The organism is Paenibacillus thiaminolyticus, from assembly GCF_003591545.1.
Taxonomy (GTDB): Bacteria; Bacillota; Bacilli; order Paenibacillales; family Paenibacillaceae; genus Paenibacillus_B; species Paenibacillus_B thiaminolyticus_A.
In genome coordinates this window covers 71,674-87,524 of the sequence record NZ_QYZD01000017.1, presented here as the reverse complement: position 1 = coordinate 87,524, position 15,851 = coordinate 71,674, and the positions used below count along the sequence as shown (strand labels likewise).

The 15,851-nt window shown below is 55.1% G+C and carries 18 protein-coding genes; all 18 read right to left on the bottom strand.

Annotation, left to right across the window (positions count from 1 at the left end; translation table 11 throughout):
- Positions 1-249: 249 nt before the first annotated feature.
- The 18 genes from proS to DQX05_RS18175 all read right to left on the bottom strand — a co-directional run bounded on the left by proS (position 250) and on the right by DQX05_RS18175 (position 15,849).
- A complete protein-coding gene (proS, locus tag DQX05_RS18260; protein ID WP_119794935.1) occupies positions 250-1,698 on the bottom strand; it encodes a proline--tRNA ligase in 1,449 nt (482 codons plus the stop codon).
- Positions 1,699-1,768: 70 nt separating this feature from the next.
- Positions 1,769-3,043: an RIP metalloprotease RseP gene (gene rseP / locus DQX05_RS18255; protein ID WP_119794934.1), complete on the bottom strand. Its 1,275-nt coding sequence runs from the start codon at positions 3,041-3,043 to the stop codon at positions 1,769-1,771.
- A gap of 161 nt (positions 3,044-3,204) precedes the next feature.
- Complete coding sequence (locus DQX05_RS18250; RefSeq protein ID WP_119794933.1) at positions 3,205-4,353, bottom strand: 1-deoxy-D-xylulose-5-phosphate reductoisomerase; 1,149 nt, start codon at positions 4,351-4,353, stop codon at positions 3,205-3,207.
- A gap of 82 nt (positions 4,354-4,435) precedes the next feature.
- Complete coding sequence (locus DQX05_RS18245) at positions 4,436-5,233, bottom strand: phosphatidate cytidylyltransferase (RefSeq protein ID WP_119794932.1); 798 nt, start codon at positions 5,231-5,233, stop codon at positions 4,436-4,438.
- Between the two features lie 18 nt (positions 5,234-5,251).
- A complete protein-coding gene (locus tag DQX05_RS18240; protein ID WP_119794931.1) occupies positions 5,252-6,019 on the bottom strand; it encodes an isoprenyl transferase in 768 nt (255 codons plus the stop codon).
- A 103-nt stretch (positions 6,020-6,122) separates the two neighbouring features.
- Positions 6,123-6,677, bottom strand: a complete 555-nt coding sequence (frr, locus tag DQX05_RS18235) for a ribosome recycling factor (RefSeq protein ID WP_119794930.1) — start codon at positions 6,675-6,677, stop codon at positions 6,123-6,125.
- Positions 6,677-7,405: a UMP kinase gene (gene pyrH, locus DQX05_RS18230; protein ID WP_087441412.1), complete on the bottom strand. Its 729-nt coding sequence runs from the start codon at positions 7,403-7,405 to the stop codon at positions 6,677-6,679. The genes frr and pyrH overlap by 1 nt, the downstream gene beginning before the upstream one ends.
- Positions 7,406-7,523: 118 nt before the next feature.
- Entirely contained in the window at positions 7,524-8,177 is a 654-nt protein-coding gene (tsf, locus tag DQX05_RS18225; protein WP_119794929.1) for a translation elongation factor Ts, read from the bottom strand.
- 142 nt (positions 8,178-8,319) lie between these two features.
- The gene (rpsB, locus tag DQX05_RS18220; RefSeq protein ID WP_087441414.1) at positions 8,320-9,018 is read right to left on the bottom strand and encodes a 30S ribosomal protein S2; all 699 of its coding nucleotides are present in this window, start codon (positions 9,016-9,018) and stop codon (positions 8,320-8,322) included.
- A 169-nt stretch (positions 9,019-9,187) separates the two neighbouring features.
- On the bottom strand, positions 9,188-9,748 hold the full coding sequence (locus DQX05_RS18215; protein WP_119794928.1) for an endolytic transglycosylase MltG: 561 nt from the start codon (positions 9,746-9,748) through the stop codon (positions 9,188-9,190).
- On the bottom strand, positions 9,741-10,355 hold the full coding sequence (locus DQX05_RS18210; protein WP_147385203.1) for a BAR domain-containing protein: 615 nt from the start codon (positions 10,353-10,355) through the stop codon (positions 9,741-9,743). The genes DQX05_RS18215 and DQX05_RS18210 overlap by 8 nt, the downstream gene beginning before the upstream one ends.
- A 155-nt stretch (positions 10,356-10,510) precedes the next feature.
- Complete coding sequence (locus tag DQX05_RS18205) at positions 10,511-10,840, bottom strand: hypothetical protein (RefSeq protein WP_119794926.1); 330 nt, start codon at positions 10,838-10,840, stop codon at positions 10,511-10,513.
- 734 nt (positions 10,841-11,574) lie between these two features.
- Entirely contained in the window at positions 11,575-12,981 is a 1,407-nt protein-coding gene (locus tag DQX05_RS18200) for a DUF342 domain-containing protein (RefSeq protein WP_119794925.1), read from the bottom strand.
- A gap of 56 nt (positions 12,982-13,037) precedes the next feature.
- Positions 13,038-13,823, bottom strand: coding sequence for a FliA/WhiG family RNA polymerase sigma factor (locus tag DQX05_RS18195; RefSeq protein WP_119794924.1), 786 nt, complete (start codon positions 13,821-13,823; stop codon positions 13,038-13,040).
- Between the two features lie 15 nt (positions 13,824-13,838).
- Positions 13,839-14,276, bottom strand: a complete 438-nt coding sequence (locus tag DQX05_RS18190; protein ID WP_119794923.1) for a hypothetical protein — start codon at positions 14,274-14,276, stop codon at positions 13,839-13,841.
- A complete protein-coding gene (locus DQX05_RS18185; RefSeq protein ID WP_119794922.1) occupies positions 14,273-14,767 on the bottom strand; it encodes a chemotaxis protein CheD in 495 nt (164 codons plus the stop codon). Before DQX05_RS18185 ends, DQX05_RS18190 begins: the two co-directional genes overlap by 4 nt.
- Positions 14,760-15,350: a chemotaxis protein CheC gene (locus DQX05_RS18180; protein WP_119794973.1), complete on the bottom strand. Its 591-nt coding sequence runs from the start codon at positions 15,348-15,350 to the stop codon at positions 14,760-14,762. The genes DQX05_RS18185 and DQX05_RS18180 overlap by 8 nt, the downstream gene beginning before the upstream one ends.
- Positions 15,351-15,387: 37 nt before the next feature.
- Entirely contained in the window at positions 15,388-15,849 is a 462-nt protein-coding gene (locus tag DQX05_RS18175) for a chemotaxis protein CheW (RefSeq protein WP_119794921.1), read from the bottom strand.
- Positions 15,850-15,851 lie beyond the last annotated feature (2 nt).

Sequence of the window (15,851 nt, the reverse complement as noted above, 5' to 3'; positions counted from 1 at the left end):
GTTGTATCGGTTCGTATCTTGCTGAATTTAGAACTGCCTGTATTACTTCGTGATCAAAAGCGGACTTTTTGAACTACCTCTCGAAAAAGAAAAGCTTCCTGCACTCGAGCCATCGTCCGGTGTTCCGTTGGATGTTCCCGCGGAGGAAGCTTCCTTGTCATGCATCCCGCAGCCCGTTCGGCCGGGCACGGCCCGTCCGCCAGGCCCTCGTCGGATGACGAGGATCGCGGCGAACGGGTCTATCGCTGCTTAATACGCGCGGGCGAAGACGACGATATGCTTCGCCTCTTCTCCACATACGAGGCAGGTCTTCTTGCTTTCCTGCGCCGCGAACGGGATATTGCGGCTTGTGGCGCCCGTCTCGTCCTTGACATGCTTCTCGCATGCTTCCGAGCCGCACCAGCCGGCGAGCGTGAAGCCGCGCTTCTCTTCCATCAGCGCCTTCATCTCGTCGATCGTGTCGACCGAATAGAAATGGTCGTCGCGGAACTGGCGCGCACGCTCGTACATCTCCTGATGGACGTCGTTCAGCATCCGCTTCACTTCTTCAGCCAGCTTGCTCTGCTCCACGATCCGCTTCTCGCCGGATACGCGCGACACGAGCACGCACACGCCGTTCTCCATATCCCGCGGTCCGATCTCAAGCCGGACCGGAACTCCACGCATCTCATACTCATTGAACTTCCAGCCCGGGCTGATGTCGCTCCGGTCGTCCATCCGGACGCGGATGCCGGCCCGCTTCAACTCTGCGAACAGCTCATCGGCGCGGCCGACGACTTGATCGCGCAGCTTCGCAGGACCGATTGGGATCATGATAACTTGGGTCGGAGCAACCTTCGGCGGAAGGACGAGTCCCCGATCATCCCCATGCACCATAATGAGCGACCCGATAAGCCGGGTGCTTACGCCCCATGATGTCGTATGTGCATATTCAAGCTCGTTCTCCCGCCCCAGGAATTGAATATCGAACGCGACGGAGAAGTTCGTTCCCAAATAGTGGGATGTTCCGGCCTGAACGGCGCGCCCGTCCTTCATCATCGCTTCGATGGAGAACGTGTCCACCGCGCCGGCAAATTTCTCGGATGGCGTCTTCTGGCCTTCGATTACCGGGATCGCCAAGTAATCCTCGACGAATTCGCGGTAGATCGTAAGCATGCGCATCGTCTCTTCCCGTGCTTCCGCCTCGGTCTCATGCGCAGTATGGCCCTCCTGCCACAGAAATTCGCTCGTACGCAAAAACGGGAGCGTTCTTTTCTCCCAACGGACGACGTTGGCCCATTGGTTAATGAGCACCGGCAGATCCCGATAGGATTGAATCCATTTCGCATACATATGCCCGATCATCGTCTCGGACGTCGGACGGATCGCGAGCTTCTCTTCCAGCTGCTCCCCTCCTGCTTCCGTTACCCATGGAAGCTCCGGGTTGAACCCTTCGACATGCTCCTTTTCCTTCTGGAAGAAGCTCTCGGGAATGAAGAGCGGGAAGTACGCGTTGCGGTGTCCCGTCTCCTTGAAGCGGCGATCCAGCTCATCCTTGATATGCTCCCATATCTCATAACCGTCCGGACGGAAGACGATGCAGCCCCGGACCGGGGAGTAGTCCATCAGCTCCGCTTTTTTGATAACGTCAATATACCAACGGGAAAAATCCTCCTGCTGGGGCGTAATTTCCGTAACGAACTGTTTCTGTTTCGACATAACCGTTAAAATCCTCCCGAAGACACAACCCCATCGCCCATGTTGTTGCGAACAATGATCGTGCCGATAGTCAACCTTTTACTAATCGCAATATATCGTTGTAGGTCACCGCCAGCATCAGCAGCATCAGCATGGCGAAACCGACGAAGTGCACCATGCTCTCCCGGTTCGGATCGACGGGCTTGCCGCGAAGTCCTTCAATACCGAGAAAGATAAGACGGCTGCCGTCCAATGCCGGAACGGGCAGCAGGTTGAATATGCCCAGATACAGGCTAAGAATGGCGGTCCATAAGGTGAGCTGGCCAATCCCCTGCTTCGCGAACTGTCCCGTTACTTCGAACGTGCGCACCGGTCCGCCCAGATCATCCAGACTGAACTGGCCAAAAATGAGCATGCGGAAGCCCTCGAAAATACGCTGTGTCGTATCCACCATGGACGTGCCCGCATATTTGAACGTCTCCCCGATTGAAGCGCTGCGAGTCGGGAATACCGGCACGATTCCGACCTTGCCGCCTTCCTGGCCATCCACCTTCACCGGCGTCAGCTGGATGGTGAACCGTTCATCTCCCCGGACAATCGTCATGTCTACCGGCTTGCCTTCCGATTTCTCGATGATCTCGATCATCTTGTCCCGGTTGCCGCCGACGGCGAAATCGTTCACCTTTTCGATAATATCGCCCTTCTGCAAATTCGCTTCCGAAGCAGGCATATTCGGACTCACATCGCCAATCTTGACATACGACGGGTTCTCGACCGGCATGCCGACCATCTGTATGTAGGCCCCGAACAGAATGAACGCCAGCACGAAGTTCATGAAAGGCCCGGCGAAAATTGCGAGCGCGCGCTGTCCGACCGTCTTGCTGCCGAACTGGCGGTTATAAGGCGCAATTTGCGTGTCCTCGCCTTTGACGATCATTTTCGCTTGCGGATGAACGTCATAGGTCACTTCTTCCCCTTCCACGTCCATCGTAAGCTTCAGCGAATGCTCCAGATCGATCTCCTTCAATTCGCCACGCACGACTTGCTTGCGCATGTCCAACTGATCAAGGTACAGCTTCACGACCTGATTGTCCTTCAGCCGGACGGCGATCGTCTGCCCGGGCTGTATCTGCACCAGCTCCGGGTCCTCGCCCGCCATCCGGACGAAGCCGCCGACCGGCAGCAGCCGGAGCGTATAACGGGTCTCTCCGCGTGTATGGGAGAACACTTTCGGACCAAACCCGATGGCGAACTCTCTCACGAGAATGCCCGCACGTTTTGCAAAGATAAAATGTCCCCACTCGTGAATCGTCACGATGATGAAGAAGACAAGTATCGTCAATATTACAATTTGTACCATCTGCACGCGATGCATCCTCCTTTACGTTTCGGGTCGCGGTCTTGTCCTATAACGTATGTTCAAAAAGACCGGCTCTTAGCACGAACTCGAAGAACGGACGTTTTGAACAACCTCTTATAGATTATCATTATTCTCCGATCCCGCACAAGAGAATCCACCGGATGCCATCAAGGCCGTAAAATTTGCCGTGCTTCCGCGCGTGCCCGCTGATCCGCTTCCTTAATCTCTTCAAGCGAAGGATGCGGGATGCGCTCATGTCCGGAAATGATCTCGTATACGATGCGCTCGATGTCGAGGAACTTGATCTCGCCCTCCCGGAAGCGCGCCACGGCCACTTCGTTCGCCGCGTTGAACACGGTGGTCGCCGTTCCGCCGGCCCGGCCGCAATCATAGGCCCACCGCATCATCGGAAAGCGTTCGAAATCCATATCCCGGAAATGAAGCTTGCCGACCTCGGCCAAATTAAGGCGGGCCGCAGGGCTGTCCAGACGCTTCGGATACGTCAGCGCGTATTGTATCGGAACCCGCATGTCGGGCACGCCCAACTGGGCGATGATGCTGCCGTCCACATATTCCACGAAGGAATGGATGATGCTCTCCGGATGAATCAGGACATGAATGCGATCATACGGCATCCCGAACAGCCAGTGCGCTTCGATTACCTCCAGGCCCTTGTTCGCCATCGTCGCCGAGTCTACGGTCAGCTTCGCGCCCATCGACCAATTCGGATGATTCAGCGCCTGTGCCAGCGTCACGTTCTCCAGCTCCTTCCGCGAATAATCGCGGAAGCTTCCGCCGGAGGCCGTTACCGTAATCGAATGCACATCCGCGGCCGTTTCTCCGTTCAAGCATTGGAAGATGGCGGAGTGCTCGCTGTCTACAGGCAGAATGCTCACACCCTTGTCCGCAGCCAGCTCGGTCACCAGATGTCCGGCGGATACCAGCGTCTCCTTGTTCGCCAAGCCGATGCTCTTGCCTTCGGCGATCGCGGCCAGGGTCGATTCCAGTCCGACGCTGCCGACGACCGCCGTAATGACGGTATCGGCTTCCGAGGCAGCCGCGACTTCGATCAGGCCCTCATCTCCGAAATAGAGCTCCGTCCCTGCGGGAAGATCGTGACGGATTCGCTCCGCCGTCTCCCGGTCTTGAACGGATACTTTGCGAGGCCGGAATTCTTTCGCCTGCTGAACGATGGCATCCGCATTCCGCCCTGCCGCCAAGGCCTCAACCGTGAACTCGTCCGCATGATGGCGGACAACGTCCAGCGTCTGTGTACCGATGGATCCCGTCGATCCAAGCACTGCAATCCGTTTCATTCCTGCACCTCATCTACAATCTAATTTAATGTGCTCGCCCGCACGTTGCCCGGACTGCCTGTCCATCTGCCCGATCCTTCTGCTATAGCGTCAACAAGCCGATCAGATGAACGAACGGGAAGACGACGATCCAGCTGTCGCAGCGATCCAGGATGCCGCCGTGTCCAGGCAGAATCGTACCTGAATCCTTCACCCCGCGCACTCGCTTGTAGGCGGACTGGATCAGATCGCCGAGCTGCCCGATGACGGCGGCGGAAGCCCCGATCGCAAGCGCCGTGCGCCAATCGAGAAGATCCGGCCGGGCGAGTATGAACAAGAGCGACACGATAACCGATGCCGCGATCCCGCCGAGCGCCCCTTCCACCGTCTTATTCGGACTGATGGCAGGCCACAGCTTATGCTTCCCTAGGGCTCGTCCCGTGAAATAAGCTCCGATATCGGAGGACCAGATGGCTGCGAAGAGCAGCAGTGTCCAGAACAGCCCCTCCTCCATCGAAGTGCGGGTCAGCATCATATATTTGAATCCGATGCCGATATAGAAAGCCCCAAGCCACATTTGGGCCGCGTTCTCGATCGGCACCCGGTTTTTGGTCAATACTGTCATGCATAGCAGGATGAACATGCTGAACCATAGAAGCGTCTCGAACGAGACCGGCCATGAGATGGACCAGCGCTGCCAAGGCACAGCCACCGCAAGCAGCGTAGCATAGCCGATGATGGATGTGAGATCGAAGGGCCGGGAATGATGCATGCGGGCGAACTCGTAGTAGCCAATCAGGGCTAATGCGAGAAGCAGCAGCTCATACGGCATGCCGCCCATGACGCACAGTCCCCCGAATACGATACCGGCTGCAAGCCCCGTAACGATACGCTGTTTCATAACGACTGTTCCTCCAACTTATTGTAATCCGCCATATCTCCGGGTTCGGCGCTGATACTCCAGCACAGCTTCCTTCAAATCCCGTTCCGTGAACTCGGGCCAGTACAAATCGGTAAACCACAGCTCGCTGTAGGCCAACTGCCACAGCATGAAATTGCTGAGCCGCTGTTCCCCGCTGGTGCGAATCAGCAGATCCGGATCCGGCAAGCGGCTGGACAACAGATGATGATGAATCAACTCCTCGTCGATATCATCCGGCATTACCGTGCCTGCAGCGACGTCCCGGGCAATCTCCCGGAAGCCTTCGATCAATTCCCGCTTCCCGCCGTAATTCAACGCAAAATTGAGTATGAGTCCCGTATTATTCTTCGTTTTCTCCACGGCTTCTTCCATCGCCGCAAGCGTATGATTGGGAAGGCGGTCCCGATAGCCCATCATGCGCACTTGCACGTTCTTCTCTACCAGTTCATCAAGCTCAATGGCGAGGAACTCTTGGGGAAGCTTCATAAGAAAGTCCACTTCTTCTTTCGGGCGCACCCAGTTCTCTGTGGAAAAAGCGTACAGGGTCAGTATTTTGATTCCGATGTCATTGGCAGCGATGGTGGCGCGCTTCACCGCTTTCATCCCCGTATGGTGTCCTGCGACACGCGGCAATCCGCGGTTCTTCGCCCAACGTCCGTTGCCGTCCATAATGATCGCCACATGATGTGGGATATTGTCCGGCAGCAGCTCAGGCCCCAGTCTATCCTTCCTGCGCTGCACCCACGCTTGGAATCGCTTAATCATTCGGTCTCCTCCAACCTGTTGATAAGAACCGGCACCGGAAAAAGACAATAAACCCCACCGTGCGGAGGGGCATAAAGATGTCGCACATTGCGGTGCGCCTTCATTAGACTTCCATAATGTCTTTTTCTTTTGCTGCCAATACTTTATCGACTTCCGCGATATATTTGTCCGTCGTCTTCTGGATATCTTCCTGATGACGGCGGGATTCATCTTCCGAAATATCGGTTTTTTCCAGCTTCTTGATATCATCGTTCGCGTCGCGGCGGATGTTGCGAATCGCGACCTTCGCCTCTTCGCCGAATTTCTTCGTCTGCTTCACAAGCTCCGCGCGGCGCTCCTGAGTCAAGGCCGGAATGGCAAGGCGGATGATAGAGCCGTCACTGACCGGCGTCAAGCCGAGATCCGACTTCATGATCGCGCGCTCGATCTCTCCCAGCGAGCTCTTGTCCCAAGGCTGGATCACCAGCGTGCGCGGATCCGGCGTGCTGATGTTCGCCAATTGATTGACCGGCGTCATCGCCCCGTAATATTCAACTTGAATGCGGTCAAGCAGCGCTGCGGAAGCACGTCCGGCACGCAATGTAGCCAAATCGCGCTTCAAAGCTGCTATTGCCTTTTCCATACGTTCTTCTGCGTGTTTCTTTACCGATTGTGGCACTAGTCTACACTCCCTTTTACAATGGTTCCAATCTTCTCACCGAGCACGACTCGCTTGATATTGCCGTTCTCAGTCATCGCAAACACAATGAGTGGAATGTTGTTATCCATGCAAAGTGAAGAAGCGGTCGAGTCCATGACGCCCAGATTGCGATTCAGCACTTCCATGTAAGTCAATTGCTCGAATTTCTCCGCAGTCTCGTCTTTGAACGGATCGGCAGAGTACACGCCGTCAACCTTGTTCTTAGCCATCAGGATGACATCGGCTTCAATCTCTGCCGCACGCAAAGCTGCTGTCGTATCCGTCGAGAAGAACGGATTCCCGGTTCCTGCCGCAAAAATGACGACGCGCCCTTTCTCCAAGTGGCGGATAGCCCGGCGCCGGATATAAGGTTCAGCGATCTGCTGCATGGCAATCGAACTCTGCACGCGTGTCGGCACGCCGATTTGCTCGAGCGCATCCTGCAAGGCAAGTGCGTTCATTACCGTGGCAAGCATCCCCATATAGTCAGCCGTGCCGCGGTCAATCCCTTTTTCGCTGCCTGCGATGCCGCGCCAAATATTGCCCCCGCCGCATACGATGGCAACCTCAACGCCAAGATCCACAACTTCCTTCACCTGTTCTGCAATGGAATTGATGACGCCGGATTCGATCCCGTAGCCTGCCTGACCTGCCAGCGATTCCCCGCTTACTTTTAGCACGATGCGTTTAAAAACCGGTTCTTTCAATGTTTACCCTCCACTTTTGACAACGTGCTAAAAAAGAAGGAACACTATGTGTTCCATCTTTTCCAGCGCGTCTGTTGATTGCTAGCAGCTTATGAACGGAAGCATCCTGTTCCGAGGATTACTTCAAGTTCGCTTGCGCCATTACTTCTTCAACAAAGTTATCTTCTTTTTTCTCCAAGCCTTCGCCCAGCTCGTAACGAACGAAGCGACGGATCGAAATGTTCTCGCCGATCGCTGCGATCTTTTCGTTCAGCAGCGTCTCGATTGTCTTGTCCGGATCCTTGATGAAGGATTGCTCCAACAAGCAGAACTCTTCGAAATATTTGCTGATGCGGCCTTCGACCATTTTTTCAACGATTTTTTCAGGCTTGCCTTCGTTCAGCGCTTGCGCCTTCAAAATCTCTTTTTCTTTCTCGATCTCTTCTTGAGGCACTTCTTCGCGGCGTACGAATTTCGGCGAAGCCGCCGCAATTTGCATCGCGATGTCGCGTGCGAATTCCTTGAATTGGTCCGTCTTCGCGACGAAGTCCGTCTCGCAGTTGATCTCGACCAACACGCCGATACGTCCGCCAGCGTGGATATAGGATTCAACCACGCCTTCCGTAGCTACGCGGCCCGCTTTTTTAGCTGCTGCCGCCAAGCCCTTCTCACGAAGCAATTCAGCCGCTTTTTCCAGATCGCCGTTTGCTTCCTCCAATGCTTTTTTGCAATCAAGCATACCTGCGCCTGTTTTTTCACGCAATTCTTTAACTGCACCTGCACTAACTGCCATGTCTAATTCCCTCCATCAATGAGATATGCCCCTGCATGGTGCCGGGCGGATTCAAGCTATCGTACAGCTTAAAAAAAGGGCGGTGAGAGGTGAACCACCTGCCAACCACCCTTATTTGTTCATCCAAATGTAAGACGCTGTATTACGCGGATGTTTCTTCGCCTTGATGCGCTTCGACAACAGCGTCAGCCATCTTCGAAGTGAGCAGCTTGACTGCGCGGATCGCATCGTCGTTACCAGGGATAACGTAATCGATTTCGTCCGGATCGCAGTTCGTGTCAACGATACCTACGATTGGGATGCCCAATTTGCGAGCTTCCGCCACTGCGATGCGCTCTTTGCGAGGATCGATGACGAACAATGCGCTTGGCAAGCCCTTCATGTTTTTGATACCGCCCAGGAATTTCTCCAGACGCTCTTGCTCTTTGCGGAGCAAGATAACTTCTTTCTTAGGCAGCACTTCGAATGTGCCGTCCTGCTCCATCGATTCCAGCAGCTTCAGGCGATCGATACGCTTCTGAATCGTCTGGAAGTTCGTGAGCGTACCGCCCAACCAGCGTTGGTTGATGTAGTACATTCCGCAGCGCTCTGCTTCTTCCTTGACGGAATCTTGAGCTTGCTTCTTCGTGCCGACGAACAGGATTGTCCCATTCTCAGCCGCGAGGGATTTTACGAAATTGTAAGCTTCCTCGACTTTTTTCACTGTCTTTTGCAAGTCAATAATGTAAATGCCGTTACGTTCGGTGAAGATATATTTGTCCATTTTCGGGTTCCAACGACGAGTCTGGTGACCGAAGTGTACCCCAGCTTCCAACAGCTGCTTCATGGAGATAACTGCCATCTTCACTGCACCTCCCAATATGGTTATTTATCCTCCGCCGATGTCATCTTCCTTCAAGACTCTGCTACAATGAGACAGAGCACCCTTGCAGAAATTGATCGACGTGTGTTCTTAACACCGTCAATTAATATACCATAATGACCCATGGGTTGCAACCACTTTTGGCAAGCTAGCCGTTCGGCTTGCTCGTCAGTATGCGCAGCGCTTCCTCCATCGTGGAGGGAACCGGGAACAGGAACGTGCCTGTGCGCAGCTTCCCTTGCTTCTTCTGCGTGGCGACATAGCGTTCGAACTCCTCCGCGCTCTCGACGATTCCCGCGTCAGCCAACTGCTTGGCGATATCCCGGGAGCCACTGCCGTAGGCCACCTTAATCTTCGCCTCCTGCTTCACCTGCGCAGGGGGAGGCTCCTCCTTCTCGGCGGCGGATGAGCCCGGCTTCGCCGCCTGGCCGCTGCCGTCGGCCGCTTTCTTCTCTGCCCCCTCCTCCTGAGAGGGCGTTCCGCTGCTTGCAGGCGTTGGCGGCTGAGCGGCGTCTCCGCCTTCAGCCGTTCCGTCCGCCATCGCACCGAGCGGAATCAGCTCATAACCGGCCCGTTCCGCCTCTCTGCGCAGTTCCGCCTCTGTCAGCGGCTCGGCTGCGCGCTCGCCGACGAGCGTCAGCTGGAGCAGCAGGCTGCCAATCATCATTCCTGCGCCAAGTCCGATAAGAAACCGACGATCTTTAAACACGGCCGCCCTCCTGTACTCCAAGCTGGATAATAAGCTGAACCTCGCCTATCGGCATGGACAGCCGCTCGGCAATCTGGCCCGCCGGCACCTGTTCATCGGCCAAAGCGAACAGCTCCGGGTACCGGCTGCGGATCGAAGGGAGCTCCGGCGCCTCTGAGTCCGCTTGAGCCTCCGCTTCCGCATCCGGGACGGGGTCCGCCTCCGGAGGAAGCGGAGAGGCTTCCGCCGGCATCGAATGCTTCGGGACGGGCTGGGCAGCCTTCTCCATCTGCGGTGCGGGATCTTGTCCGTTCCACAAGCGGACCGCCTGCTGCTCCGCCACCCGCGCTTCCAGAGCCGCATGCCGTTCCTCGCTTCGGCTCCATCTTTGCTCAAGCTGGTCAATTCGCTTCCTCAACGCCTCGTCCGTCATCTGCCCCTCTTTTTTCATCCGCTCAATCATGCTGATTAATTTTTCATTATCCGTTTCCAGCTCTCGCATATAATGCTCGAGCGTCTCCTCCATATTGCGCTGGAGCTCGGTGCTGTCGTTCCCTGTTCTCGGCCTGAGCAGACCAAGCACGACAAGGACCGCCCCCAGCAGCGCTACATAGAACCAAGGCCCCATCGCGGGCACCTCCTTTTCAGCTGCGTTCAGATTGTTCGCGCCCATGCGGATGCAGGCTTTCCTTTACTTGCTCCGCCCGCATCCGTCATAGCCGCCAACACGGCAAAAAAGGCAACGCGGGCACCTTGTGCGACAAGGCGGTCAGCGTTACCGATTCAGCACGTGAAATCAATATGCTTTCCTTTGTATGGGTGCTCTGCAGGAGCAGCCGCTGGAGGAGCTGCCGTCTCCTCCTCTGCCGGCTCCATCTCGTCGCCGGAGCCGTCCGCGCTCGGCTGTTCGCGCTTTCCTTCATCCCGGATCCGGGCCTCCTGCGCAGTTTCTACTTGCTCGTTGCGCTCGCGCCGCTTTTTCGTCATCTTCTCCGCTTGCTCGTTCAAAAGCAGCTGTTCGGTAACAGGCCGCTGCTGCTGCTGTTGATGAATTGCCGATGCCTCTTGCGTTCGGGTTATTGCGATTTGCAACTCTACCGGCTTCACATTCATCTCATCACCCCAGCCTTCCCCTATAGACGTGGAACACATCTTGACACGAACTTGCACCTACAGTGAGATTCGTAGCCCCGACTTGGGGCGCCTTCTGGTGTACGCAGCTATACGCTGCCATACGCAGCAATGCCCTGCCGTACGCAGCAGTACCCTGCCGTACTCGGCAATGCTATGCCGTATGATTGCCTAGCGTTTGCTATGCGTCCCCATATGCCGCTATATGTTGCCGTACGGCTGCCATTCGCCTCCATGTGGCGCTATAGCCGCCGCACTTCTACCATACTTTTCCACGCGGTGCTATACGTTGCCGTACGCCGCTCTCGTGCCGCTCAAAAAATCCTGCAAAACTGCAGTTTATTGGGGAACGCACTGACAGTACGCCGGGATTCCTGCAAAAACGCAGGAATTCTCACCGTATCGCTTATAAACTAGAGAATTTGAGTAAAAAAGATGTAAAATAGCAGCAATTTCTTCGAAACTCCGTTTCATCGGCGTAAATTGCTGTACAAATGCAGGATTGGCTTCTCGCTCGACAGGATTTTGGCCCTAGTTAGCTATGGGTCACCACGCCAGTCACCTAGTCAGTCACCACGCCAGTCATCACGCTAGTTTCCACGCTAGTCATCACCCTAGTCATCCGCCAACCATCACGCCAGCCATGAGCGGCCACGAGCAAGCCGAGACGAAACGCATGAGCAAAGCGGCCGCGTTACACGCTCCCAAGCTAACCCTTATAAATAAGAAGACATCGTAATGTCGCCGTCATGCATCCGGAAGGAGACCCTCTTCGCCGCATCCTTCACATACCGAGTATTGCGGCCAATTACAATTTTGGCCCCGCCATATATCACATTGAACACAACGACCGAAGCCGAAGCGGTTTCTTCCAACATCTTCTCAATCTCGAACATGCGCTCCCGCATGTCCGATTGCTGCTCCACGGCCTGCTTCTTGGTGGAAGTCAGCTTGATCCGCATCGCCAATTTGTCGCCCGAGAGCTGGCCTGCAGACGCCATTTGATCCAAAATACGGAGCGCTTTCTCCGTCTTCTCTAAATTATCCATACTTGTTTTGAAGTTGTGGCGGAGCTCCATCAGCTCGTTCCGCAGCTCCGGCTGCACGCCCACCTCGATCGTCGTCGCAGTGGACATGGAGTTGCCGATCGTGCGGGCGATCACCTTTTCTCCCGCTTGAATCAAACCACCTACAATAAGTCCTTTGGTTCCCTGGCAGATGACCTGCTTCCCTGCCCGTATCGTGGCATGCATAATGCTCTGTGTTACCATCACGTCGGTCGCCGCATACACATTCGCTTCTTGGACGAAGGTGCATTTGACATGAGTACCCGCCTTGACATAGCCTTTGTTCCCTGCAATGATGCCTCCGCTGATTTCGACGCAGCCGTCGGCCTCGATCTGTGCCCCTTCCACGCCGCCGTACACGCGGATATCTCCTGACGCTTTGATGCGGAAGCCGGTCAGGACATTGCCCCGAATGACAATGGTCCCGATAAAGTCGATGTTCCCTATCCGGTAGTCGACATCTCCGTTCACTTCATAGACCGGGAAGACGTTCAGCTTGTCCCGGTCGGTGAGCGAGACGAGGCCGTCAATCGCGGAATAGATCGCTCTTTCCTCCGGATCGACGACGACGTTCTTCCCGATTTTGAATCTCGCGTCGCGCCCTCGCTTCGACTTGATCGGGTCCCCTGTTACAGAGATGCCGGGGATTCCATCCGTTGGAGGAATGCGCTGAGCGATCATTTGTCCTTTTCTTACATTATCAAGCTGCTTGACTTCCTTCAGATCAACGGTCCCGTCCTCCTGCTCAACCGGCTTGTGTTCCTGCTTGCCCGTGCGTACCAGGAGACGAACTGAGCCGTCTTCACCGTCTACGGGTGCCTTCCCATGAGCAATCATCGTTGCGCCGCGCGCAAAGGCTTGCGGATTCGAAGCTATCTCCTGCAGTACCCGCGTTTGAATGCCGAAGCGTATATTGTTGCTATGCAGCAATGTCTCCAGCTGTTCCGCAGTGCACTGAAACGTAGGCTCGAATTTGGCAAATTCAATATAGCCATATAGCTTGTCCTCAGAAATCGTAACTTCTACATAATCTTCCAAAGCCACTGCCGTACTCACGAAAAATCCCCCTTTCGGTTTTATTCGGTTTGCCTTCGTGCCCCTCTAGTTGTCATTTACGCTTCCAGCAGCATGCTCTTATGCTTTTCCAATGCCGTTCGGAGACGCAAAATCGCTTTGGAATGAAGCTGGGAGATACGAGAAGGAGACAGCGACATCACTTCGGCGATCTCGCTGAGAGACAGATCCTCGTAATAGAAAAGCGAGATGACCATCCGCTCTTTCTCGGTCAGCTTCTCGATTCCATAGATAAGCGATTCCTTTAAATAGTGCTCATTCACTTTGCTTTCCGGATTTTTCGCCTTTTCATCCACCAATAAGGACAGGCGCGTCTCGGATTCGTCCTCGCGGATCGGGTCCTCCAATGAGCAGACGGACATAATGTTCACGTCATGCAGCATCCCCTGGAATTCTTGCTCACTCACATTCAAAAATTCGATCATTTCACTGTCCGATACGGACCGCAAATACCGCTGCTCAAGCTGCTGGTAGGCTTCTTCGATTTTCTTCGCCTTCTCCCGCACCGAACGCGGCACCCAATCGCCCTGCCGCAGACCGTCCAGAATAGCTCCCCGTACGCGCCAGGAGGCGTATGTCTCGAACTGGAGGCCGCGCTGGTAGTCGAACTTCTCGATTGCGTCGATCAGGCCCATGACGCCGTGGCTGGATAGATCGTCCTTGCTGACGTTGCGGGGCAGCCCGGCGGCGAGCTTGTTCGCTACGAATTCGACGATGGGCAAGTAAATCTCGATAAGTTGTTTCTTCGCCTCGACATCCCCATTATCCTTCCACTGTTCCCAAAGCTCATAATGAGAGCACGGTTTGATTTTCTGAACGCTCACCGACAGTCAGCCTCCTTACTTTTGTGTCAGGTGACGAACAGCTTGTGCCAATTGCCCCGCATCCGGCAGCGGTTCTTTGGTCACGAGCTTGGGCGGGTTTAACGGTTGAAATGCTTGTCCGTCATCGTCTTCCCGCTCGGTTGGCTTCTCCTCATCGGACATCGGGCGCAGCATCTCGTGAAGCATATCGCTCTCATCCGGCGTCGTCATATCGACCAGATTTCCTTTGTCCTCTCCGTTCGGGGCCGATGAGGCAGCCTGGGCGTCAGGCGCGCCCAGCACGCCCGCCGCGAAGCGGATCGCGAAGCCAAGCGCGAACCAGGCAGCAAATGCGATCGCTCCGCGAATCAGACTGGTTGTCCACAGATTGCTGCTCCAAGAAAGTAATAAAGTGATAACAAATCCGACGATTCCGACTATAAAATTCCAACGAATCGTTCCCCTCATCGTCATATTTCCTTTACTCCCTGTTGTACGCTTCGAATATGAAGCATACCGTCATCACAGCGCAATTCAATCGTTCGCCCGTATGAGCCGCCCGTATCCTCCGACAACAACGGAATGCCGTGCTGGTCCAGCAGTTGCTTGCAACTTTCCACATTACGCGGACCGATTCGCATCATTTCATTATTGGAAGCAAACGCGAACATCTGGGCTCCGCCCGCCATTTTGGCCTGCAGTCTCCCCTGCCTGGCCCCTTCGGCTTCCATGCGCCGCAGCAGCTCGGGCACGGCCGTATCGGCATATTTGGCGATATTGACCGAACCTTCCCGCGCTATGGCCGAGGAGGGGAGCATAATATGAGCCATGCCCGCAATCTTGGCGACGGGGTCGTACAACGTAAATCCGACACAGGAACCTAGCCCGGTCGTGCGTATGGATCCGAAGCGGCATACATTCAAATCGGCCATACCTACTTTAACAATCTTGGACTCTTCAATCATGTAAAGGCACTCCCAAGGCAGCGAAAATTTTAGAAAAAGAGTCCGGATCGGGAATCAGGAAAAAGGTGCCCTGCACTTCATCGCAGCCTTCCAAAAACTTCGTGTCGATGAGCAGCGCGCTGTCTCCCATTTCCCCGTATTGAAGTATGCCGTAATTCAACACCGCTCCCGCCATGTCAATCGCCAGCTGCGGTACCGTCGGAGACATCATCATCCGGGTGAAGTCTGCTAACGAGGACAAGTACGAACCTGCCAAAATATTTCCGATTTCCGCCAAGGCCGACAGCTCCATCTCCGAGAACCATTCCCCACCCTCTAATGGCACCGCAGCCAGATAGGAGAGCAGCATCTTGGCCGCCTCCGGATCGAACATGAAGAAAAGATGACCGGGCGCATCGCCCTCAACCCGGAAATAAATCGCGATAACCACCTGCTCCGGCCCGCCGACCTCATCGGCGATGCAATCAAACGGCATCAGGCGCACTTGGGGCACTTTCATATCGATGGTGCGGTTCAGCAAGCGGGACAGCGCCGTGGCGGCATTGCCGGCGCCGATGTTTCCCACTTCCTTCAGGACATCCATCTTGAAGGCGCCCAGATGTTCATACAGATGCACTGGGCTATGCCTCTAGTTGCTCAAGCTTAATAATTTCGCTTTTGTTGAGCACTTCCGCCAGATTCAGCATGATAAGAAGGCGGTCTTCTCCGATTTTCGCTACGCCGCGCAAATATTTCGCTTGAATGCCGCCCACGACTTCCGGTGCCGCCTCAATGTTCTCCTCATTGATGTCCATGACGTCGCTCGCATTGTCGACGATGAAGCCGACTTCCAGATCGCCATGCGTCACAATGATAATCCGCGTCTGATCCGTCGCTTCCGCCTCCGGCATGCCGAAGCGGCCCCGCAGCTCGATGACCGGAATGACGACCCCACGCAGATTAATGACTCCTTTGATGAAATCATATGTTTTCGGCACGCGCGTAATCGGCATCATGCGTTCAATCGTCTTCACTTTCTCCACTTCGACGCCATATTCTTCCGTCCCCAACATAAAGACCACGACTTTCATATCCTCTGCCATGA